General features: G+C 41.8%; 25 protein-coding genes. 16 read left to right on the top strand and 9 right to left on the bottom strand.

The window, feature by feature from the left end; all coding sequences use genetic code 11:
- The first annotated feature begins 84 nt into the window (after positions 1 to 84).
- The 12 genes from rfaD to L3V35_RS19575 all read left to right on the top strand — a co-directional run bounded on the left by rfaD (position 85) and on the right by L3V35_RS19575 (position 12,349).
- Positions 85 to 1,026: an ADP-glyceromanno-heptose 6-epimerase gene (rfaD, locus tag L3V35_RS19520; protein ID WP_237300514.1), complete on the top strand. Its 942-nt coding sequence runs from the start codon at positions 85 to 87 to the stop codon at positions 1,024 to 1,026.
- Positions 1,027 to 1,168: 142 nt separating this feature from the next.
- Positions 1,169 to 2,125, top strand: coding sequence for a lauroyl-Kdo(2)-lipid IV(A) myristoyltransferase (gene lpxM, locus L3V35_RS19525; protein ID WP_054547951.1), 957 nt, complete (start codon positions 1,169 to 1,171; stop codon positions 2,123 to 2,125).
- 16 nt (positions 2,126 to 2,141) lie between these two features.
- Entirely contained in the window at positions 2,142 to 3,341 is a 1,200-nt protein-coding gene (locus L3V35_RS19530) for an O-antigen ligase family protein (protein WP_054547952.1), read from the top strand.
- Positions 3,334 to 4,086 carry a glycosyltransferase family 25 protein gene (locus L3V35_RS19535; protein ID WP_054547953.1) on the top strand — a complete coding sequence of 251 codons (753 nt, stop codon included), beginning with the start codon at positions 3,334 to 3,336 and terminating at the stop codon, positions 4,084 to 4,086. Before L3V35_RS19530 ends, L3V35_RS19535 begins: the two co-directional genes overlap by 8 nt.
- A 61-nt stretch (positions 4,087 to 4,147) precedes the next feature.
- Positions 4,148 to 5,248, top strand: a complete 1,101-nt coding sequence (locus L3V35_RS19540; RefSeq protein ID WP_054547954.1) for a glycosyltransferase family 52 — start codon at positions 4,148 to 4,150, stop codon at positions 5,246 to 5,248.
- A gap of 46 nt (positions 5,249 to 5,294) precedes the next feature.
- Positions 5,295 to 6,485: a UDP-N-acetylglucosamine 4,6-dehydratase gene (locus L3V35_RS19545; protein ID WP_054547955.1), complete on the top strand. Its 1,191-nt coding sequence runs from the start codon at positions 5,295 to 5,297 to the stop codon at positions 6,483 to 6,485.
- 12 nt (positions 6,486 to 6,497) lie between these two features.
- Complete coding sequence (locus tag L3V35_RS19550; protein WP_054547956.1) at positions 6,498 to 7,649, top strand: LegC family aminotransferase; 1,152 nt, start codon at positions 6,498 to 6,500, stop codon at positions 7,647 to 7,649.
- A gap of 16 nt (positions 7,650 to 7,665) precedes the next feature.
- The gene (gene neuC, locus L3V35_RS19555) at positions 7,666 to 8,838 is read left to right on the top strand and encodes a UDP-N-acetylglucosamine 2-epimerase (protein ID WP_054547957.1); all 1,173 of its coding nucleotides are present in this window, start codon (positions 7,666 to 7,668) and stop codon (positions 8,836 to 8,838) included.
- Between the two features lie 39 nt (positions 8,839 to 8,877).
- Positions 8,878 to 9,951: an N-acetylneuraminate synthase gene (neuB, locus tag L3V35_RS19560; protein ID WP_054547958.1), complete on the top strand. Its 1,074-nt coding sequence runs from the start codon at positions 8,878 to 8,880 to the stop codon at positions 9,949 to 9,951.
- On the top strand, positions 9,944 to 10,603 hold the full coding sequence (locus L3V35_RS19565) for an acetyltransferase (RefSeq protein ID WP_054547959.1): 660 nt from the start codon (positions 9,944 to 9,946) through the stop codon (positions 10,601 to 10,603). Before neuB ends, L3V35_RS19565 begins: the two co-directional genes overlap by 8 nt.
- On the top strand, positions 10,596 to 11,657 hold the full coding sequence (locus tag L3V35_RS19570; RefSeq protein WP_054547960.1) for a nucleotidyltransferase family protein: 1,062 nt from the start codon (positions 10,596 to 10,598) through the stop codon (positions 11,655 to 11,657). The genes L3V35_RS19565 and L3V35_RS19570 overlap by 8 nt, the downstream gene beginning before the upstream one ends.
- Entirely contained in the window at positions 11,657 to 12,349 is a 693-nt protein-coding gene (locus L3V35_RS19575; protein ID WP_054547961.1) for an acylneuraminate cytidylyltransferase family protein, read from the top strand. The genes L3V35_RS19570 and L3V35_RS19575 overlap by 1 nt, the downstream gene beginning before the upstream one ends.
- Positions 12,350 to 12,372: 23 nt before the next feature.
- Here the strand turns inward: L3V35_RS19575 and L3V35_RS19580 are convergent, their stop codons facing one another.
- Genes L3V35_RS19580 through L3V35_RS19590 form a run of 3 tightly spaced genes read right to left on the bottom strand, consistent with a single transcriptional unit; the run spans position 12,373 to position 15,292 of the window.
- On the bottom strand, positions 12,373 to 13,449 hold the full coding sequence (locus L3V35_RS19580) for a glycosyltransferase family 4 protein (RefSeq protein ID WP_054547962.1): 1,077 nt from the start codon (positions 13,447 to 13,449) through the stop codon (positions 12,373 to 12,375).
- Positions 13,450 to 13,459: 10 nt separating this feature from the next.
- Positions 13,460 to 14,251 carry a glycosyltransferase family 2 protein gene (locus L3V35_RS19585; RefSeq protein ID WP_054547963.1) on the bottom strand — a complete coding sequence of 264 codons (792 nt, stop codon included), beginning with the start codon at positions 14,249 to 14,251 and terminating at the stop codon, positions 13,460 to 13,462.
- Positions 14,252 to 14,260: 9 nt separating this feature from the next.
- Entirely contained in the window at positions 14,261 to 15,292 is a 1,032-nt protein-coding gene (locus L3V35_RS19590) for a UDP-N-acetylglucosamine 2-epimerase (protein WP_237300515.1), read from the bottom strand.
- A 132-nt stretch (positions 15,293 to 15,424) separates the two neighbouring features.
- On the opposite strand from L3V35_RS19590, the gene waaA reads away from it, so the two are divergent.
- Positions 15,425 to 16,702, top strand: coding sequence for a lipid IV(A) 3-deoxy-D-manno-octulosonic acid transferase (gene waaA / locus L3V35_RS19595; protein ID WP_237300516.1), 1,278 nt, complete (start codon positions 15,425 to 15,427; stop codon positions 16,700 to 16,702).
- 65 nt (positions 16,703 to 16,767) lie between these two features.
- A complete protein-coding gene (locus L3V35_RS19600) occupies positions 16,768 to 17,247 on the top strand; it encodes an acyltransferase (protein WP_235451175.1) in 480 nt (159 codons plus the stop codon).
- 2 nt (positions 17,248 to 17,249) lie between these two features.
- Here the strand turns inward: L3V35_RS19600 and L3V35_RS19605 are convergent, their stop codons facing one another.
- A complete protein-coding gene (locus L3V35_RS19605; protein ID WP_054547967.1) occupies positions 17,250 to 17,969 on the bottom strand; it encodes a 3-deoxy-D-manno-octulosonic acid kinase in 720 nt (239 codons plus the stop codon).
- Between the two features lie 96 nt (positions 17,970 to 18,065).
- Here L3V35_RS19605 and L3V35_RS19610 point away from each other — a divergent pair, with 96 nt between their 5' ends.
- On the top strand, positions 18,066 to 19,148 hold the full coding sequence (locus tag L3V35_RS19610; RefSeq protein WP_054547968.1) for a glycosyltransferase family 9 protein: 1,083 nt from the start codon (positions 18,066 to 18,068) through the stop codon (positions 19,146 to 19,148).
- A gap of 1 nt (position 19,149) precedes the next feature.
- Complete coding sequence (coaD, locus tag L3V35_RS19615) at positions 19,150 to 19,632, top strand: pantetheine-phosphate adenylyltransferase (protein WP_010433787.1); 483 nt, start codon at positions 19,150 to 19,152, stop codon at positions 19,630 to 19,632.
- 69 nt (positions 19,633 to 19,701) lie between these two features.
- On the opposite strand, the gene L3V35_RS19620 is transcribed toward coaD, so the two are convergent.
- The 5 genes from L3V35_RS19620 to rpmB all read right to left on the bottom strand — a co-directional run bounded on the left by L3V35_RS19620 (position 19,702) and on the right by rpmB (position 22,923).
- Complete coding sequence (locus tag L3V35_RS19620) at positions 19,702 to 20,706, bottom strand: NAD-dependent epimerase (protein ID WP_237300517.1); 1,005 nt, start codon at positions 20,704 to 20,706, stop codon at positions 19,702 to 19,704.
- Positions 20,707 to 20,797: 91 nt separating this feature from the next.
- Positions 20,798 to 21,607: a bifunctional DNA-formamidopyrimidine glycosylase/DNA-(apurinic or apyrimidinic site) lyase gene (gene mutM, locus L3V35_RS19625; protein WP_237300518.1), complete on the bottom strand. Its 810-nt coding sequence runs from the start codon at positions 21,605 to 21,607 to the stop codon at positions 20,798 to 20,800.
- 2 nt (positions 21,608 to 21,609) lie between these two features.
- Positions 21,610 to 22,158: a hypothetical protein gene (locus tag L3V35_RS19630; protein WP_237300519.1), complete on the bottom strand. Its 549-nt coding sequence runs from the start codon at positions 22,156 to 22,158 to the stop codon at positions 21,610 to 21,612.
- A gap of 347 nt (positions 22,159 to 22,505) precedes the next feature.
- Positions 22,506 to 22,673 (bottom strand): 50S ribosomal protein L33, encoded by a 168-nt coding sequence (gene rpmG, locus L3V35_RS19635; protein WP_002535344.1) that lies wholly within the window; start codon positions 22,671 to 22,673, stop codon positions 22,506 to 22,508.
- A 13-nt stretch (positions 22,674 to 22,686) separates the two neighbouring features.
- Positions 22,687 to 22,923 carry a 50S ribosomal protein L28 gene (gene rpmB / locus L3V35_RS19640; protein WP_004728407.1) on the bottom strand — a complete coding sequence of 79 codons (237 nt, stop codon included), beginning with the start codon at positions 22,921 to 22,923 and terminating at the stop codon, positions 22,687 to 22,689.
- Positions 22,924 to 23,027: the final 104 nt, after the last annotated feature.

Raw genomic sequence — 23,027 nt, forward strand, 5'->3', positions numbered from 1 at the left:
GGTTGGAGAATTATTCCACTAGCCCGCTTTATCCATTCCTTGCTATACTCGTGACAGTTTTGTATTCAAAAGAGTTAGAAAATTATGATTATCGTAACGGGTGGTGCTGGTATGATTGGCAGCAATATTGTGAAAGCACTCAATGACGCAGGCCACAACGATATTCTAGTTGTCGACAACCTCAAGAACGGTAAAAAGTTCAAGAACCTTGTAGACCTAGACATCACTGACTACATGGATCGCGACGACTTCCTAACTCAAGTTATGGCTGGCGATGATTTCGGCCCGATTGAAGCTATTTTCCATGAAGGTGCTTGTTCGGCAACGACCGAGTGGGATGGTAAATACATGATGCTTAACAACTATGAGTACTCAAAAGAGTTACTGCACTACTGTGTTGAGCGTGAAATTCCATTCCTATATGCTTCTTCAGCTGCAATTTACGGTGAAACCGATACTTTCATCGAAGAGAAAGAGTATGAAGGCGCATTAAATGTCTACGGTTACTCTAAACAACAATTTGACAACTATGTTCGCCGCCTAACCGCGGATGCTGTAGCGCATAACGAGACGTTACCTCAAATTACTGGTTTCCGTTACTTCAATGTTTACGGTCCACGAGAAGATCACAAAGGCAGCATGGCCTCTGTTGCTTTCCACCTAAACAACCAAATGAATGCCGGTGAGAACCCTAAACTGTTCGCAGGTAGCGAAACATTCCAGCGTGATTTTGTGTATGTCGGTGATGTTGCAGCAGTAAACCTGTGGTTCTTAGAAAATGGTGTTTCTGGCATCTTTAACCTAGGCACCGGCAATGCTGAGTCTTTTGACGAAGTTGCCAAAGCGGTAATTAAGCACCACGGTAAAGGTGAAATCGAAACGATTCCTTTCCCTGAGCATTTAAAAGGCGCTTACCAAGAATTCACTCAAGCTGACTTAACTAAGCTTCGCAATACAGGTTGCGATATCGAGTTTAGAACAGTGGCAGATGGCGTCACTGAGTACATGAAGCTCGTAAACGCATAGTTATAGTTTTATATTTCAGATTAAGACACTAATAGTGCCCCCTACTTTTTGGGGTGCATTATTGAACAATCTAGTAAACATAATCATTCCTTGAGTGACCGATATAAAGTTAACTCTCTGATTTAAATAATGTAGTGAACGAATGACCACACAACGCAATGATTTTGATCCAAAAGCTTACAATCCTAAGTTTGAATGGGGGTTTCTAGCACCTAAATACTGGGGTACCTGGATTGCTGTTCTGTTATCTTCTTTAGTTTGCTTCTTACCTAATAGCATTCGTTTCGCACTCGCTAAGTTTATGGCTAAGCAAGCAGTCAAAATCAAGAATAAGGCTAACCGCCGAGCTCGCGTCAACCTTGAGATGTGCTTTCCTGAACAGTCTATAGAACAGCGCGAAGAAACCCTCTATCAGTCATACGTTACATCTATATCGTTTTTGATAGGGTTTGCTTCTTTAACACTAAAAAGCAAAACTTGGCTAGAGAACAATACCTCGATAAACGGCCTGAGCAACCTAACCGATATTACGGACAGTGGCGAGAATGTTATCTTGTTAGTGCCACATACGTGGGCCATCGACATCCCTGCAGTATTGTTAGCATCACGTAACCTTCCGGTATCTGCAATGGCGAAAGCTCAAAAAAACAAACTAAGTGATTGGCTGATGCATATACAGCGCGTCCAATACGGCGGTCGAGTTTATGACCGTAGTGGTGGTATAAAGCCTTTCATCAAATCAGTACGTGATGGGTACCTTGGCTACTACCTGCCAGATGAAGATCTAGGTCGTGAGCACAGTGTCTTCGTTGACTTCTTCGCGACTCAAAAAGCAACAATTTCAGGCCTCGGTCGCCTATCAAAATTGAGCAAGGCTAAAATAGTTCCTCTGTTTGCTCAATACGATAGCAACACTGGCCAATACACCCTGGATTTCTACCCTGCTTTGCCATTCCCAACGGGGAGTGAAGAGCTAGACGCACGTATGATGAATCAATGTATTGAAGACTACGTGAGTAAAAATCCTGAGCAATATATGTGGATCTTAAGACTGCTTAAGACTCGTCCGGGTAGCAATATTAATCCATATAATAACTAGCATTATATTAACTTACATGAACATTCTTAAGAAGAGTAATTTATATACAACCCTATTAATGCTGCCTTACTTTTTTGCAGTTACTGGCATGTTGGTACTAGATAGTGGTGATAAGAAAATTATACCACTATTACTTATTAGCATTATTGTTGGTTCTATTGCATATAAAAAAGAAGTGGCTTCAAAGAACTTATGCTATTCATTTATTTGGCTGACAATTTCATTATGTGCTTATACTATTTTCAGCTACTATTACCATGGTACAAGCTCTAGAGAAATAAGAGCACTTGTCGGTTCAACACTATTTCTCATAATATTTCCTTATGAGCTTCTCACTCAAAGGTCACTACGTTGGATCGTTTTAATTGGTAGTATTACGGTATGCGCCAACAGTTTATATTATAACGTATATATCGGTTCTATTCGTAATGCTGGATATATCAACCCGATACCTTATGCTACGGCATGTTCAATGTTGTCTATAATTGCTTTTTCGTTGTTAATGATAAAATCAAAGATAAAGGAAAAGATAATCCCTTTATTAGCCTTTTTTCTATCTTTACCTCCCATAATGTTAAGCGAAGCTCGAGGTGTTTGGTTAGCATTAGCTATAAGCATTCTCATACTTATAGTTACTAAGTGTATAAAAAAAACACCCACCCAAAACCAGTTGATTCTTGCTATTATTGCCACGCTGGTAGTATTGCCCACTGGAATATACTTATTTAAAGATAATATTAATGCTCGATATAATCAAACAATGTATGAAATTAAAATGATTCAAGATCATGATTATAATACATCTATCGGCGTAAGATTAAAATTATGGCAACTAACACCAGACTTATTTAAACAAAAACCACTATTGGGGCATGGGCAAAATAATGAGAAAATCTTAAAAGACAAGCTAAATGAAAATATAATTTCAAAAACAATTTACGTTAATGCTTCAAGTCATTATCACAATCAGTTCCTAGATAAGATGGTCAAAAGCGGCATTATAGGCCTAGCCTTTGTAATAAGTATATTAATTTATCCTTTGACTAGATTAAAGCACTTGCAAGACTATGAGAAGTTTATAGTTATTGGTTCAACCTGCCTATTTTTCATTGCAGGGTTAACTGATGTCCCTTTGAACCACCCTCAACCCCTGATGTTATATTTATTGTTCCTTGTCCCTATTTGCTCAAGATGTAAGAGAGTTTCCAATGACTAAAATCTTTGTGATCAATTTAGAATCTTCCACAGAGAGAAAAGAAAATATTAGCCGCCAATTAGGCGAACTATCTCTTCCTTTTGAGCTATTTTCTGCTGTAGATGGAAGAACATCCCCCCCTCATCCGCTGCTTAAGCGTTATAATGATGATTTGAGCCAAACATACAGGGCAAAAACACTAAGCGCTGGTCAGTTAGGGTGTTATGCAAGCCATTACTTATTATGGCAGAAGTGTGTCGAACTCAACCAACCAATAATCGTAATTGAGGATGACGCTCTTCTATTTAAAGAGACGTTTCTTAATTTTATACGGGACACAGCAGAGCTACCTAACTATATAGAATGTATTCGGTTATTTAAAAACAAACGTCGAAAGTTTAGTTCATATTGTATCTTTGAGTGTAGTTCAACCAAAATACATAAATTCACTAAAGGTCACATGAGTGCAACAGGCTACTTTCTAACGCCCTCAGGCGCAAAAAAACTACTTAATAATTCAAATGAATGGTATATGGCCGTCGATATTTATATGGACCGATTCTGGCAAAACGAAGTCGAGTGCTACGGCACTGCGGTACCCTGCTTAACGAATGACCCAAAGTTTGATTCTGATATCGGCTATGAAAAACGCACCTGCACCAGAAGTTTATTCAAGAAATGTAAGCGTGAGTGGTTCAATTTAAACGAAACCATCCAACGTCACCTACATAATATCAAATTCAAAATTAGCATTAAAAAACAATGAACTTTACGTGGTTAAAATGCTCTTACACTGACAAATTAGCACAGTCTTATCGAGGTGAATTATGATAGATGGAAATTCAAATATTTATATTTGCTCTACGGTAAGACATGTCATGCTAAGTGTTTTTCATGCTGTTAAGTCAAATAAAAACTCCACCATTGTATTATTTAATGACTACCAAAACATCCCTTCTACACTTATAAGTACATCTAACCTACCAAGCAACATTAACATTATATTGGCTAGTAGAGATGAACTAACCTCCGGAATAAAGCGAAAAGGCCTAATTGGTAAATTTATAATAAAATCTTCCATGCTCGGATTGCGTATCCCTAATTTTTTAAAGAATTCTTTGATTTCCTATATTAATGATTATAAAAAAATACTTCCAGATTTAGGTAGCTATGAGCTTTTTGTTTTCAATGACGACAATAAAATGTCTAGATTATTTAGGTTGCTGGTTCCAACCTATAAAATGATTGAAGATGGAATGAGGAACTACATTGAAATTCCTATTAATAGTCCAGTAAAAAAAATATTTAGAAGATTTAAGGGCTACCCTTCAAAGACAATGATCATGGGCGAAAAAAAAGAGTGTCTAGAAATTCACCTTCTTTCACCTGAGAAATCACCCTCAAAAATAAAAGACAAAGTAAAAAAACTTACTCTATCAAAATCAGGACACGCAGTTGAGGTAGTATCAGAACTATTCCAAGTCGATAATTACACAAATGAAAAAAGAACGATCATTCTTGCGACTCAGCCAACATCTAAAGAAAACGCTCTACGATTCAAAGATATCAACTTTGTCAAAAAGGTCTATCAAGACATTTATAAACAGGCAATCAATGCAGGCTATAATGTTGTTTTAAAGCTCCACCCTTCTGAGCCAAAAGACGATTACAACAAACTCTTTGAGGGCGTTGAACAATTGCCACCTAAGCTTCCGGTTGAACTATTCCTGATGCTGTCTAATAAGAAAATGGGAATTGTGTCGTTATTTTCATCGGTCGGTATGGGATTGGAAGAATACTGTGACGTTTTCCAAATATTGAAACAAGAAGAAATAGCCGAAACAATCAATACTATTGCAAGCTTTGAGCAAAACCCTGCAGAGTTAGATCTCAGGATTAAGCAAGTTTTACAAAAAATTGAATTATAATTACCTAAATTAATTTCCCATTTAGTTCAACATAAAGAGTAAATCGATGACTAATTCCTTATCACTAATCGGTCGTACGGAGATGCTGTTCAATTCTGATATAAAACAGCATCAAAATGAACTAGCAGACATAATATCAGAATCTAGCTTTCTTGTTTTAGGTGGAGCAGGCTCAATTGGCCAAGCTGTTACCAAAGAAATCTTCAAACGTAACCCTAAGAAACTGCATGTTGTTGATATTAGTGAAAACAACATGGTGGAGCTAGTTCGAGATATCCGTAGCTCATTTGGCTACATCGATGGTGATTTCCAAACATTTGCCTTAGATATTGGTTCTCTAGAGTATGACGCGTTTATCAAAGCAGATGGCAAGTTTGATTACGTGTTGAACCTATCAGCACTTAAGCATGTTAGAAGCGAGAAAGATCCTTATACATTGATGCGAATGATCGATGTAAACGTATTTAATACAGATAAAACCATTCAACAATCTATTGATGCTGGTGCTAAGAAGTATTTCTGTGTATCAACAGACAAAGCTGCGAACCCAGTCAATATGATGGGCGCATCAAAGCGTATTATGGAGATGTTCCTAATGCGTAAAAGCGAGCAGATGGCTATCTCAACAGCGCGCTTTGCCAATGTTGCATTTTCGGATGGTTCATTGTTGCATGGTTTCAACCAGCGTATTCAAAAGCGCCAACCTATCGTAGCTCCAAACGATATCAAGCGTTACTTCGTGACTCCTCAAGAGTCAGGTGAGCTATGTCTAATGTCGTGTATCTTTGGTGAAAATCGTGACATTTTCTTTCCTAAGTTGAGTGAAGCACTTCATCTTATTTCGTTTGCTGATATTGCCGTGAAATATTTAGAGCAACTTGGCTATGAGCCTCACTTGTGTGAAACAGAAGAAGAAGCTCGACAATTGGCTCATACACTTCCTGAACAAGGAAAGTGGCCATGTTTGTTCACTGCTAGCGATACAACGGGTGAGAAAGACTTTGAAGAGTTTTTCACGGATAAAGAAGAGTTGGACATGTCTCGATTTGCAAATCTTGGAATCATTAAAAACGACCCACTTTATGACCAAGAATTACTCACCTTATTCGAAGACAGCATTTTAGCGATGAAAGGCGAGAAAGCTTGGACTAAGGATCAAATTGTAAAACTATTCTTTACCATGATCCCTGATTTCGGGCACAAAGAAACCGGTAAATACCTCGATAGCAAGATGTAAGCGGAGTAAGTAATGAAAGCGACATCTATTGTTGAATTTGTTAGAGATACTTATAAAACTAATGAATTCATTCCGTTGCACGCACCAACGTTTAATGGCAACGAAAAAGCCTATGTTATGGAAACGATTGAAAGTACTTTTGTTTCTAGCGTTGGTAAATTTGTTGATGACTTTGAGCGAAAGATTGAAGCGTATACAGGTGCGGCTAAAGCGGTAGCGACAGTCAATGGTACTGCAGCACTACATGCGGCCTTGTACATGGCTGATGTTCAACGAGGAGACCTTGTTATTACACAAGCTCTGACTTTCGTTGCAACTTGTAACGCTCTTTATCATATGGGTGCAGAGCCTATTTTTGTGGATGTCTCGCCAGTAAGCTTGGGTCTATGCCCAAAAGCCGTGGATGCATTCTTAAGTGAACATGCTGAAGTAACCAAGACGGGGTGTATTCACAAGAATACAGGCAAACGAATTAAAGCGGTTGTCCCTATGCATACCTTTGGCCACCCTGTAGAGCTTGATGAGCTGATTGCAGTTTGCCTGAAATGGAATCTTGTTTTAGTAGAAGATGCTGCAGAAAGCCTAGGTTCTTTCTATAAAGGTAAGCACACCGGTACTATTGGTGATGTTAGTGCAGTCAGCTTCAATGGCAACAAAATCATTACCACTGGTGGTGGCGGTATGGTCTTATGTAAAACCGAGGAGCTAGGAGCACGAACCAAGCATGTCACGACGACAGCGAAAGTGCCTCACCCCTACGAGTTTTTCCATGATGAACCAGGCTTTAACTACCGTATGCCTAATCTAAACGCGGCATTGGGTTGCGCACAGATGGAAGTTATTGAGCAGTACTTAAAGCAAAAAAGACAACTGGCAAAATGCTACGAAAATCTTTTCAGTGGGACTGATTTTCAGTTTGTTACTGAGCCAGATTATGCCGAGTCGAATTACTGGTTAAATGCCATTATTTGCCCAGATAAAAAAAGTAGAGAAGAGATCCTTGCGGGCACAAACAGTGCAGGTGTGATGACTCGCCCAATTTGGCAGCTCATGCACAGGTTACCAATGTTTGAAAATGCAATGCGCGGTGATCTTACTTACTCTGAATTTATCGAAGCGCACCTAATTAACCTTCCAAGTACACCGGTGGAAATTAAAAGCTAAGTAGGTTTAATACACGATGCAGACACATAAAAAAGTCGCGGTCTTTACAGGTACCAGAGCGGAGTATGGTCTGCTCTTTTGGCTTTTAAAAGACATACAAAGCGACCCAGATCTAACATTACAGTTGCTCGTTTCTGGTATGCACCTATCTCCAGAATTTGGTGATACTTATAAGCAAATAGAAAAAGATGGCTTCCAGATCGACGAGAAAATAGAGATTTTGCTGTCTTCTGACTCGCCGGTTGGAACGGCAAAAAGTATGGGTTTGGGCGTTCTAGGTTTTGCTGATGCATTGTCACGATTAGCACCCGATGTCCTTGTCATTCTTGGAGATCGTTTTGAAGCTCTAGCTGCAGCGCAAACTGCCATGATACTCCGTATTCCAATTATACATTTGCATGGTGGGGAAATAACCGAAGGCGCTTACGATGATGCGATACGTCATGCTATTACCAAATTGAGCTACCTGCATGGCACGTCAACAGACGAATATCGAAATCGAGTCATTCAATTAGGTGAATCGCCAGAGCGAGTAAAAAACGTTGGTGCGATTGGCTTAGATCACTTGAATAGAGGCTCTTTTATGACGATTTCAGAGTTGAGTGAATCACTGAACTTTGATCTTACAGGTCCTTATTTTGTAGTCACCTACCATCCTGTCACTCTCGGAGATGAATCCCCAGAGGATAGCTTTCAAGCTCTGTTAGACGCACTAGATGAATACCCGAATCACCAAATTATACTGACTTATCCCAATGCAGATGATGGCGGGCGTCGAATCATTCCTATGTTAGAGGCTTATGCAGCGAAACAACCAAGCCGCGTGCTGGCAATCCCCTCTCTCGGGCAAATACGCTATTTAAGTTCAGTCAAGCACGCTGCTGCAGTCATTGGAAACTCGTCGAGTGGTATTATTGAAGTTCCAGCTTTTGATGTTCCAACGATCAATATTGGTTCAAGACAAAAAGGGCGCCTAGCGGCCAAAAGTGTGCTGAATTGCGAACCCAGTTTGGCGTCTATCACAGAGGCAATTAGTGATGCTGTGAAGCGAAATTACAAGCTAGATGGTGAAACGATCATCAATCCTTATGGGCAAGGTGACACGAGTGCTCAGGTTATAGAAATGCTTAAATCCTTGCGTTTTGAACGCAGCAAAGCGTTCCATGACCTCACACTAGATAATGTATAATTCCTTTATAGACCGAGAACAAATACAAAAAGAGACTCTATGACATTAATAATTGCTGAAGCAGGTGTTAACCATAATGGGAATGATAAGCTCGCCTTTGAATTAGTGGAAGCGGCTTATCAAGCAGGTGCTGACATTGTTAAGTTTCAAACCTTTAAAGCGAAGAACTTGGTCACAGAGTCGGCAAAGCAAGCTGACTATCAAGTAGCGAACACACAAAAGCAAGAATCTCAGTTGGCGATGCTAAGTCGCCTAGAATTATCGTATGAAGTACACCATCAACTGGTTGCCCACTGCAATAAACTTAGGATTGAATTCCTCTCTACTGCTTTTGATTCTGAAAGCTTAAATTTTTTGGTGAACGAACTCGGTCTCAAGCGATTAAAGATCCCCTCAGGTGAGATCACAAACGCGCCTCTTGTTTTAGAGCATGCACGTACTGGTTGTGATCTTATTGTTTCTACAGGTATGGCTACATTGGCAGAAGTTGAGTCAGTACTTGGGGTTATAGCATTCGGTTATCTTACTGACGATGACAAACAACCCAGTATTCTGGCTTTCCAACAAGCTTATGCCTCGAATGAAGGGCAGAGGTTGCTTAAAGAAAAAGTGACTATCTTACATTGTACAACTGAATATCCAGCGCCAATGGAAGAAATTAATCTGAAAGCAATGGACACACTAGGCCTAGCATTTGATTTAGCGTCAGGCTATTCAGATCACAGTGAGGGAATAACTATTCCAATCGCTGCTGTAGCGCGTGGGGCAGTATTAATCGAAAAACATTTTACCCTTGATAAAACCATGGAAGGGCCAGACCACAAAGCTTCTTTGGAACCAGATGAACTCAAAGCTATGATCGATGCTATTCGCCAGGTTGAAGTCGCGCTTGGTACTAGTGTTAAGAGCCCCACTGTTTCTGAGGTTAAAAACAAGGCAGTAGCTCGTAAAAGCTTAGTCGCAGCAAAACCAATCTCTGTTGGGGAAACCTTTAACATGGAAAATTTAGTGATAAAGCGCCCGGGCTCAGGTATGTCTCCTTATAAGTTGTGGGAGCTTTTGGGAAAAACAGCAAGTAAGCCATATCAAGCAGGGGATCTAATCGTTGAGTAACCTTGAACTTCCCATTGTAATGATTGGTGGCGGTGGGCATGCTAGCGTGTTAACCGATATTTTGTTGGAGAAAGGACGAGAAATTATTGCAGTTATTAGCCCAGATGACATAACTCAACGTGATGTTTTCGTGGGACTTACTCAACTCTTAGAAGACGCTGATATAACGGAGTACTCACCAAGTGATGTTATGTTGGTAAATGGTATTGGCATGATGCCTAAGTCTTCATTGCGAGAGAAAGTTGGAATCTATTTTAGCCAGTTGGGTTATCGATTTGAGACCGTTATTGCGCCAACAGCTCATGTATCAAGTTTTGTTTCTCTAGCTGAAGGCTCTCAAATTCTAACTCAAGCCGTAGTGCAGGCAGGTGTTGAGATAGGAGCCCATAGCATCATTAATACAGCAGCTCTCGTTGAGCATGATTGTATTATTGGTCAGCACAATCATATTGCTCCTCGAGCAACACTTTGTGGACACGTTAAAACCCATGACAATGTATATGTTGGAGCCGGGTCGACAGTAATTCAGGGTATTGAGTTGGGTAAAGGCTGTATTGTAGGGGCGGGCAGCACCATTGTTAAAGACGTTGACTCGCACACAATTACTTTCGCTAAACTAAATCAGGAAACTAAGTGGGTTGGAAATGATTAATAGTTGGAAAAAAGCCATCTTGTCACCGTCAGCAACACTTAAAGATGCGTTACAAATTATAGATTCAGAAGCACTCCGTGGAGCATTGGTCGTTGATGGCTTGCACACCTTGTTAGGTGTAGTCACAGATGGGGATATTCGTCGAGGGCTATTATCGGGCAAGGGCCTTAATACTCCTGTATCTGATGTAATGAACTCGTCACCAGTAACAGCAACATCACTAAATTCAAGAGATCACCTAATTGAGGAAATGAATAAGCTCGATATATTGTTCATTCCTATCGTTGATAACGGGAAATTAGTTGGCCTCGAAACTCTTCACCGCGCTCTAGTAAACAAACCAAGTTATCAAAACCCAGTCTTTATTATGGCTGGAGGTTTTGGTACCCGTTTGAAACCTCTGACAGATAGCTGCCCCAAACCGATGCTAAAGATCGGTGATAAACCAATTCTTGAAACGGTGATACGAAGCTTTACTAAAGCGGGTTTCGTTAACTTTTATATCTCTACGCATTATATGCCTGAACAAATTCAAAACCACTTTGGCGATGGTAGTGATTTAGGCATTAACATCACCTACGTCCATGAGAATGAACCGCTAGGAACAGGTGGCGCATTAGGCTTATTACCTGACGACCTACCTAAAGATTTACCTCTCATTATGATTAATGGAGATGTTCTAACAAAGGTAGATTTTCAACGCTTGTTAGAATTTCATATAGACAATAATGCTGATGCAACAATGTGTGTCCGTGAATACGACTATCAAATCCCTTACGGTGTAATAAATGGAGAAGGAAACAAAATAACGAGTATGGTCGAAAAACCAATACAACGTTTTTTCGTGAATGCTGGTATTTATGTGGTTTCACCTCAAGTCATTGATTCTGTGCCAAAAAATCACCGTATAGATATGCCTACGTTGTTAGAGCAACATATGAATAAACGCAACAATGTATTGATGTTTCCAATCCACGAGTATTGGTTAGATATTGGCCGCATGGACGATTTCAATCGAGCGCAGGCTGATATCCATAGCTTAGAGATGTTCTAATGATTGACACTAAAAGAGTATTGGCGATTATCCCTGCCCGCGGTGGCAGCAAACGACTACCAAGAAAGAACGTGCTGCCTTTAGCTGGAAAACCATTAATTGGGTGGTCAATTGATGCAGCCAAAAAGAGTAAGTATGTTGATCAAGTATTCGTTAGCACAGATGATCAGGAGATAGCGGATGCCTCCTCCCTATTTGGTGTCGACGTTCCAGAACTAAGACCAGACCACTTAGCATCGGATACAGCAACGACAGAGAGTGTTCTAACTTATACGTTAGAAAAATTTGGACGTGACATAGATATAATTGTACTGCTTCAACCAACATCTCCATTGCGAACGGCTCAACATATCGATGAAGCATTGGATCTGTTCATTGAAAAACAGGCTTTCTCCGTAGTTTCCGTTACACCATGTGAACACCCACCACTTTGGGCTAACACGCTTCCAGAAGATGGCACAATGGGAGACTTTATTCGCCCTGAAGCATTAAAGCGCTCTCAAGATTGCGGTGATTTTTACCGATTCAATGGGGCTATTTATATCTTCGATGCTCGAAAGCTTATGGAGTATGGTGAAATTAAATACACGGAAAAATCCTTTGCCTACGTGATGGAAAATCGAGTTTCTTTTGATATTGACCAACAATTAGATTTTGAGCTTGCCGAGTTTTTTATGAACAAAAAGGGCTAAACAGCCCTTTTCACTTTATATTACTACTTAAGCAACTTCTCAAAAAACTCCAAATGCTTCTTCACTGTCACTCGTGAACTAAAGCTTTCATCTAGGCGCTTCTTAGCCGCTTCACTCATTGTTGTGCACTTTGCCTTATCTTGTGCGAGCTTGTCCATAGCCTCCCCTAACGCCTTGGCGTCACCAGTCGGGACAATATAACCAGTCTCGCCATCTACAACGAGTTCAGGAGCTCCACCGGTAGTTGTCACTACTGAGGTTGTGCCATTTGCCATCGCTTCGACAATCGTGCGTGGTAGCCCTTCTCCGCTAATCGATGGCTGAACTTGAAAGTCAGCCATACACATGATTGAAGGGATGTCAGTACGATGACCAATGTAGTGAATGCGCTCACTCATAGGACTTGCTTTCATTTCATCAAAATGAGGCTCGTAGCCGCTGCCCGCTAAGATCAAATGGAAGTTCGGTGCAGTAATGTATTTGGTCGCCTCAAGTAAGACAGAGATGCCCTTACTTGGCCTTACGTGCGCTGCAGTAATCGCGACGACATCATCTTCATTCAAACCAAACTCAGAACGCTCGGTTGGTGGTACTTTATACCAATCCAATTCATGCCCTTTGTATATGGTAACAACGTTATCTTTGTTCTTCCAAACACGCTTCACCACATCTTGTCGAACCGCTTCAGAAACACAAACTATGCCATCCACACGAGGATGTAGCTGTGTTAGATAAGCACTTGGGTCATGTCGATATAAACCTCCAGTAGTGCCTCGATAAACGACTAATTTAACCTTGAAGCCAATACAGGCAAACGCCGCATTAGGTATCGTTTTTGAGTTGAAAGCATAGCAGATGTCGTAATCATGCGTTTTCAGCTCGTGGCGGATCTTTTTAATGGTGTCAAAACAAACTTTACGCTTTGGGTAACCATCAACGACTCGAATACCGCACTCTTCTAGCTTTGATACATGCTCAGACTCACCTTGGGTCATGATAGTGACTTGGTGACCTTGACGCGCAAGCTCTATAAAAATCGCAGCTTCTGGACGCAAACTATTCCATGCATGTAAGTAAGATGCACAAACTAAAATCTTCATCTCTCGGTTCCTATTTGGCTTGGTCGTTTGAGCTGTCATCTGAGCGGTTTTCAAGAATCCACAAACCGACGTATTTATTGAAATTCACTTGAGCGTAAGTCATCGCCATAATGAAGCCGACACTGCCATCCATAAAGCCACGGCGAATGATATACACAAGGAAGAACGTCCATATTGCACGTAACAAAGCTAAAAATAAGCCGTGTGATTTCTTACCTTTGCGATGGTACTTTTGCGAGCCAAGCCAAGCGTACTGCGCTGCTTTATCTAGGCCGTGGCCATAATCACGATGAGTGTAATGAAGAAGAAACCCCTTCAGTACTCCTGTAGAGCCTTGCTCAGGAACGACGGTCTCGTGAACCTCGTCTAACGTATATCGAGAGCCTTCTCTCTTAAACAGTCTTAATACTGCACGAGCACTGCGGCCATGTTTTAGAGTCGTACCATACAAAGTCACTCCCCAAGGAAGTTTATACGCTGTGTGTTTGATTTGATCTTGTTTTAATAGTTCAACAAGAGCCTTGCTCATCTCTTCATCTAATGCTTCATCAGCATCGATTGATAGCACCCAATCACATGTCGCTTTATCTAGCGCTCGCTGCTTTTGCTTACCAAAGCCAGGCCAATCAGTGATTGTCACGTTATCTGTATATTTTTGGCATATTTCAACGGTTGCATCTGTTGAGCCACTGTCTAAAACAATCAGTTCATCGGCAATATCAACAACAGATTTAAGGCAAGTTTCAATTCGGTCTTCTTCATTCTTGGTAATAACAATGACAGACAGGGTATGTTTTCTCATTATTCAGCCCTAGAATTTCCAATAGTTTAATGATTTACGGATTTTAAAGTTACGAATCCAATTTTTTGGCTTGTTATCTTGCCAGCCGCTTTCTAGCACATCAGTAATAGCACTCAGAACTCTCGCTGAGGATTGCCCATCTAAATATGGCGTTATTGACGGGCCGTAATGAGCGATAGCGTTATCTCTTTCTTCATCAGGTAGCATTGCTTGCTTAATTGCTGACTCTAATTGCTCGGCTTGAGTAATGTTAATAAAGCTTGCTTGAGGGTCTCGATTATTTACCGTGACAACAGGCTTATTGAGCAACAAGAATTCCTGAAATATCGATGAGTTGTCACACACCATAACATCAGCACGATGTTGCATTTCAATCACTCGGTCATTATCGAAAAAGAGAAGGTTATCCCCTTCCAGTGCTTGATATTTCGCTCTCGTCTCTTGATTCATTTTCGGATGAAGAGTCACTAACCATCGCCACTGACTCAGTTGACTGAGGCGCTTAAGCTCTTCATAAACCAACTCTGCACACGATAAGCTTGGCGAAAAAGTGGAAGCGAACAGAATTTGAGGTCTCTCATGACGATTCTCACTAGCTTGATAATTAAACAAGCTATCGAGCTTCAGCCACCCGGTCTCTTTAACTTGAAAATAGCCGCGCTGCTTAGCTAGCGGCTCAAGCGAGCTTGTTCTTTCATGGCCTTCGGTGCAATACAAATCAAATAGACCACGTTCAGGGTATAAGTTCCCACGTTTACTCTCGTTCAAACCATGAAATACTTGTACCTTCAACCCTGGAATAAACGCTGGAACACGATCACCGGGCACTAGAACGGCAGAAGGATTAAAGGCAATAGCTTCTGTCAAAGAGACGTTCTGCTCTTGATCCAGTAAAAGATGTTCAGAAGCGTCTTCACCAACAAGCAACCACTTAACCTCATGGCCGAGTTGCTTCGCGTAATCATAGAATGGGCGAAGAATAGCAAATGAATAATTTTGCTCGACGTAGAGCAAGAAACGATAGGTTTGATCGGTTTGCATAAGCGATGAGATAAAATTCACCATGTCCGTTTGAAAGCGCAACTAAGCATTTAATTATAACGCTCTTTACTTTCGAGATTGAAGAAAATACTCTTCTGAATATTGATTTTACCTTCTGGTGTCACTGTTCTTATGCTTATACGACTTATCTATACTCTCATATTGTCATTAGCTTCTCCGCTACTGCTGTATGGGCTTTATAAGAGCAAACCTGGAAAGCCAAGTTTTGGTCAGCGTTGGAAAGAACATTTCGGGATCACACCGCAAACTCAAGGTAAGAATCCTATCTGGATTCACGCAGTATCGGTTGGTGAATCGATTGCCGCCGTACCGATCATCAAGCAACTGAAGCGACGCAATCCAAACCAAGCCATTATCGTTACCACGACAACCAGCACGGGTGCAGAGCAGATAGGAAAACTCGGTGATTTAGTCGAGCATCGCTACATGCCGATTGATTTTTCTTGGTGTATTCGAGGTTTTTTGAAGACTGTTCAGCCTAAACAGATGTTAATCATGGAAACCGAGTTATGGCCAAACACACTGTACTGCGTCGCGAAAGCTGGAATCCCCATTTCGGTACTCAACGCTCGCCTATCTGAACGCTCGTGCCAGCGTTATGCTAAATTCCAAGCCGTTTTTGATCTCTTAGCCAAAAATCTCTCTCAAGTACTTTGCCAATACCCAAGTGATGCTGAGCGTTTTATACGATTAGGGTTAGATAAAACATCTGTGCATGTGACTGGGTCGATCAAGTTTGATATTGAAGTTTCAGCGGAACAAATATCAAAAGGCAAAGCGTTACGTGAACAAATTGGCTTTGAACGCTGTGTGTGGATAGCAGCCAGCACTCATCAAGGCGAAGATGAAATTGTCTTAGACACTCATAAACAGCTCCTTAAAGACAATCCGAATACCTTACTGATGATTGTGCCTCGTCATCCTGAGCGATTTAATCAAGTGACGGAACTGGCTAAACAACACCAATTCAACACCATCACTCGAACGAGTCAGCAACCAATCACCTCTAATGTTGAAGTGTATATTGCGGATACGATGGGAGAAATGTTGGTATTACTCGGCGGATCTGATGTGTGCTTTATGGGAGGAAGCCTTGTGGGCGATAATGTAGGTGGCCACAATCTTCTAGAACCGGCGGCCCTGCAGTTACCTTTACTCAATGGCCCTAGCTATTTTAACTTCAGCGAGATCACAGACAAACTACTAGAAGCTCAAGCCGTCACTATTTGTCAAGATAGCCAAGATATCGCAGGCCAACTCCAACAACTGTTCAAACAATCAGAACTGCGTAAAACTAAAGGTTTAGCGGCTTATCAAGTTGTTGAGCAGAACCGAGGGGCGTTGGATAAAACCTTGGAAATTACAACCATCAACCAAGTTACTAAGTAGCACCTAAAGGAAAAAATGATTATAGTTTGGGCGGGTTTTTAAAATTCTGAGGTTATATGTTCTATATGATTGGTTCAGCTCTATTTCGAGCACTGGAGAAGGCACATATAAAAGAGAAGGAAGCGAAATATAAAAGACGCTACTCTATTGATAGTACCTTTGATTTGAAACGAAGCCACGTTAGGTTTTATGGAAAAGGCGACATTATTGGTGGTGCTGAGTCCTATGTTGGTCACAACGCGGCTATACAAGCAATGCTCGGGTATACCGTTAAAATAGGTAGAAGAACTCGTATTAGCCATAATGTTAGAATGTACACATCATCAACAGAGACTCAACAAGATTTCACGCAACGTCCTCTAAAAAGCTATTTTGGCAATATTGATATTGGCGAGGGGGTCTGGATTGGTGCTAATACTGTAATCCTCCCTGGCGTAACAATAGGCAGCAATGTTGCCATCGGTGCCAATAGTGTGGTTACAAAAGATATACCTTCAAATACTGTTTATGGTGGTGTACCTGCAAGATTTATAAAGAATAAATAGTTTTATTCATTTGCCTTGTAGCCCTGAACTAAGGCCTCCCAATCCGGCTCTTGCCATTGAATCTGGCGCTTGTTCACTTCTTTTAAGAACGAGCGCTTTAAGCGATTCAAGTTGCCTTCTTTCCAGTCATCACCCGCTTGATGACCACACTTATCAAAATCAATAATCCACACGTTTTGCGAGTCATCAAGCAAGATATTATGAATGTTGAGATCGGTATGATTAACCCCAGCATCGTGCATCTTGCGTACCTCTTGGCCAATTCGACGATAAATATCCGCATCTATCGGGCCATTGACCAAGACATCAACCAGATCTTTAGCATTGGGAATTCGTTCAGACATTAAGTCCGCTCGATAAAGTAGTCCGCTTTTAATGGCTCTAGCAGCAACGGGCTTCGGTACATTCACACCTGCGTTTGCCAATGCCTTGAGAACATTAAGCTCCATCGCACAGCGCGTGCTTTCCCAATCAGAGAAACGATATTGGTCTTCGACTAGCTTCCCAAACAATCCGCCACGGCGATAATGGCGCAATGCGGCCTGTATTCCATCAAGCTGAATGAACCATGTGGTACCGCGTCCTTGAGCACTGCCGGAAATGGCGTCTTGTTGCTGCCAATATTCAGCCTCAAAAATCTGAGCGATATCGCCCTCTGGTACCTGAGCCAAAAGTTCAGGGTCGTACCAAATTGTTTGGTTCTTGGTGCTAATCGTTTCCATCTATGAGGCCTTTGGGTCGCTTTTCGTCATTGCTATTTTACAACTAATGCGAGTATCTGCATAATTCTGATGTTATTCACTTTTTTCGGGCACTTTATGTCACTGTTCTCAACTGCACCTCAATCTCTTTGCATACTTCGCCTCTCCGCGATTGGCGATGTTTGTCATGCTATCTCTGTGGTTCAAGCCATCCAGAAGCAGTGGCCTGAAACGAAAATCACTTGGATAACGGGCAAAATAGAAGCCATGTTGATCGGCGATCTACCCGGTATTGAGGTGATTGTTTTCGATAAGAAACAAGGCTTCAAAGGAATGCGTGAATTATGGCGTCAGCTATCTGATCGTAAATTTGATGCACTTCTGCATATGCAAGCCGCACTCAGAGCCAGCGTGCTATCTTGGGGGATCAAGGCGAAGTGCAAAGTGGGATTTGGCAAAAACCGTACTCGTGAAATGCAGTCACTCTTTACCAACCGCCACCTACCTATCTCGGACAAGTTTCATGTATTGGATAACTTTGCCGAATTTGCTCGCTACATTGGTGTACCCTTCGACAAACCTCAATGGGATATCCCTTTAACACCTGAAGATGAACAACTAGCAATCAGTACCATAGCAGACAAACCGACCTTGGTTATCTCCCCAGCTGCAAGCAAAGATTCACGCAATTGGTTAACTGAGCGATATGCAGCTATTGCTGATTATGCTGTCGAACAAGGCATGCAAGTTGTGTTATGTGGTTCTCCAGCACCAAGAGAAGTTAACCTAGGTAGCGACATCGAAAAATTATGCCAGTCGCCAGTTATCAACTTGATTGGCAAAACGAATTTGAAGCAACTGACTGCCGTACTGAAACATGCAACGGTGGTATTGGCACCTGATACTGGCCCAGCCCACTTGGCAACTACGCAGTCAACGCCTGTAATCGGCTTGTACGCGCACAGCGATCCTCGTAGAACAGGACCTTACAACGATCTCGATATCGTAGTGAGTGTTTATCAACAGCACGTAGAAGCACAACAAGGTAAACCAGTCGCAGACCTTCCATGGGGAACCCGTGCTAAAGGCGATGACCTGATGAAAGACATCACTCTCGATATGGTAAAGCAGCAACTCGATAAGGCCTTAAACTCTAGTAAAGCACCGAATTCGAACACTACATTAAGCAAGGACCGCTAAAATGAGCACACACGTTATTTATCCAGGAACTTTTGATCCGGTGACCAATGGCCACCTTGATATCATTGTTCGTGCCGCTAGCATGTTTGACCATATCACTGTTGGAGTAGCAGCGAGCCCAAGTAAAAAAACCATGTTTGAGTTAGATGAACGTGTAGAGTTGTTACGTGATGCGGTATCTCACTTGCCTAACGTGTCTGTCGAAGGATTTTCGGGGTTACTGGTCGATTTTGCTAAACAGCAGCAAGCGAATGTGTTGGTGCGAGGACTAAGAACAACTATGGATTTTGAGTACGAGTTTGGACTCACCAGCATGTACAGAAAGCTACTTCCAGGCCTTGAAAGTGTATTTTTAACACCTTCAGAGGAGTATGCATTCCTCTCTTCGACAATAGTTCGAGAAGTGGCCATTCATGGTGGGGACATTAGCCAGTTTGTGCCACAAAAGGTGGCAGCCGAGATAAAGCTGAAGACTGCCAAGTAATTCTCTTTACCTACACCGAAAAAAATAGCGCTCAGTGAGCGCTATTTTTTATTCAAAGTTTATCAATTACTACAGCGAGTGATAGGCCTTATACCAATCCGCGAAAGCTTTCGCCCCTTCTTGGATCTTCACTTGAGGCTTGTAGCCAACGGCTTCAAACAGATCTTCCGTATCAGCATAAGTCGCGTACACATCACCCGGTTGCATTGGCATGAAGTTCTTTTTCGCTTCAATACCTAGAGCACTTTCTAATGCTTCGATGTAGTCCATTAGTTTAACTGGGCTGCCATGGCCGATGTTAAACACGCGATACGGAGCAGAACTGGTCGCTGGCGAGCCTTGCTCCACAGTCCAATCTGGCTGCTTAGCCGGAATACGATCTTGAACACGAATAATGCCTTCAACAATATCATCGATATAAGTGAAATCACGCATCATGTCGCCATTGTTGTAGATGTCGATCTGTTTGCCCGCTACGATTAAGTTCGCAAACTTAAACATCGCCATATCAGGGCGGCTCCAGGGGCCGTAAACCGTAAAGAAGCGAAGGCCTGTCGTTGGTACGTCATATAAATGAGAATAGGTATGTGCCATCAACTCATTCGACTTCTTAGTCGCGGCGTATAGTGAGATAGGGTGATCAACACTGTCTGCTGTATGGAATGGCATTTTTTGGTTCAGGCCATAAACAGAGCTCGATGAAGCGTAAACTAGGTGTTCAACCTTGTTGTGACGACAGCCTTCCAAAATTGCCAAGTGGCCAACAAGGTTGCTGTCAGCATATGCCATTGGGTTATCAATTGAGTAACGAACGCCAGCTTGCGCTGCTAAATGAATCACACGGTCAAATTTTTGCTCAGCAAACAGCGAAGCCATTCCTTCTCTATCAGCAAGATCTAACTCGATAAAGGTCAGGTTTTCATGTTCAATGCGTTTTAGTCGGTCATGTTTTAAAGAGACTTCGTAGTAATCATTTAAGTTATCAATACCGATAACCTCATGTCCTGCCGCACATAGTCGCTCTGACACTGCGGAGCCGATAAAACCGGCAACGCCAGTTACTAAATATTTCATTCTACTATTCTCAATTCGTATCATTAATGTAATTGTAGCGACTAGCCCGCATATCTACTAGCAGTAAAAAGTGAACGTAAGTTCAGTTTTTTTAAACTTGGCACTCTTCACAAAAGAACGTATTCCTCTGCCCTATTTTTAACTCTTGGATTAGAGCTTCGCAGTTAGGGCACTTTTCACCGGCTTTCCCATAGACTTGTAGCTCTTGGGCGAAATATCCCGGCTTACCATCTGCTTGCGCGAAATCTTTTAAAGTGGTGCCACCTTGTTTGATAGCAGTGGCAAGTACCTCTTTAATCTCTTGAGTTAACAAGATCCACTCGGCTTGAGTTATCTTGTTAGCAGGGCGAAGTGGATGAATTCGTGAAGAAAATAATGCTTCGTTGGCGTAGATGTTACCCACACCGACCACTACTTTGTTGTCCATGATGAACTGTTTGACGGCCACTTTTCGCTTTGCAGCTTTTTCAGCGATGTAGTCTGCGTTGAAGTCGTCAGTTAGCGGCTCAGGACCAGAGCCAAGTAGTACAGTATGTATCTCATCAGGCGCCGACCATAGCCAAGCACCAAAACGACGCGGATCGTTGTAACGCAATATCTTGCCATTGGTGAGCTTCAGATCAACATGATCGTGTTTTGCTGGCGGGAAATCTGCGTCTAACACGCGCAGTGAGCCAGACATACCAAGGTGAACAATTGCTGTGCCTGTATCTGTCTCAATCAATAAGTACTTTGCGCGACGCGAGATTGAGCGAATCACCTGCCCTTCTAATCGCTTAAGTTCTTGTGGGATATCCCAACGTAGCTTAGGCGTGCGAAAAGTAAGAGTTTTAATCATCTCACCGACTAAATGAGGCGAGATCCCCATGCGGCTTACTTCAACTTCGGGTAATTCAGGCATAGTTAGTCGTCCGATTTAGGTGGTTTGTCTGATATAGGTAGCTTGTCTGCGTTAAAGATATGGTCTGATTTAAATGAATCTTCTGAGCTAAAGCTTGGAAACAAGTAGCTCTCTTCAATAGACACCGCCAACCACTGATCATTCCAGTTTTTTAGCAGCCAGAACTGAGGCAGTTGATAATAGGTAATGCGTTGTGGTTCTTCTTGATCTTGATACCACACCTCGATGGTGTGCGGGGTATTCAGTTGTGGTGAGAGGTCGGTATAGGTTTGAGAATCGACTTCGGTGCCCACAAGTTCCTGCCATCGCTGCGACAACTCTTGCGCATTGGTAGTTTGAGGAAGTGCTATATCTTTAAATTGATAAACCCAATGATCGTCTTCCAGCACAACGGACCAATTAGCAAAGTGCAAAGCTTGAAGCTCAGCAGCTGGATTTAAAAGAGAAGGATAAGGACTGCTGACCGTAACTTCAGGTTCGGGCTCGATCAAATAAGCTTTGATCAATGTTGGAAGGTTTAACACCCCAATAAAAGCAATCACACTGAACATGAGTATGTTGTTCCATCGGCGTCCACGATATCTCATCTGATTCTGCTCATCTAACCTATTGAGTGTTCAGTATATCGTGAAAAAGGCGATACTTTCTATGTTGCGCTATTTTCTATCACATAAGCCCATCGGCAAGTGTAACGTCTGTGCGGTAGGTGCCAAATTGAGCCAATGAAACTTACGTCTATCAAAAACACTTAGTCTTCTCGAAAAAGCTTAAGCTTCTCAAAAAACCTTAGACCTCTCAAAACAATAAGGCTTCCCAAATTTTGGGCATAAAAAAACCCAGCTATAAGCTGGGTTTTTAATTTATTCTTCTATAAAAGAAGAGACAAAGGGGCTATCAATTACTTGATTTTAGCTTCTTTGTACATAACGTGCTGGCGAACTACTGGATCAAACTTTTTGATCTCAAATTTGCCTGGCATGTTACGCTTGTTCTTGTCAGTTGTGTAGAAGTGACCAGTTCCAGCAGAAGATACTAGACGGATTTTCTCACGAATGCCTTTAGCCATTGCTTAATTCCTCTTAAACGTTTTCGCCACGTGCACGGATATCAACAAGAACAGCATCGATGCCTTTCTTATCAATAATACGCATGCCTTTAGCAGTTAGACGTAGTTTAACAAAACGTTTTTCGCTCTCTACCCAGAAACGGTGAGTTTGTAGGTTCGGCAGAAAACGACGCTTGGTAGCATTGCGTGCGTGTGAACGGTTATTACCCGTTACTGGACGCTTACCAGTTACTTGACATACTCGGGACATGAATGTCTCTCCAAATCGTTTCAGCTCGATATCAACCTTGGTGGCCGAACCTCTCTATCAATTCTGAAAATAGAGGTAAAAACCATAATGGAAAATCCATTCAA

The sequence above is a fragment of the Vibrio sp. L5-1 genome, from assembly GCF_021728315.1.
Taxonomy (GTDB): Bacteria; Pseudomonadota; Gammaproteobacteria; order Enterobacterales; family Vibrionaceae; genus Vibrio; species Vibrio splendidus_K.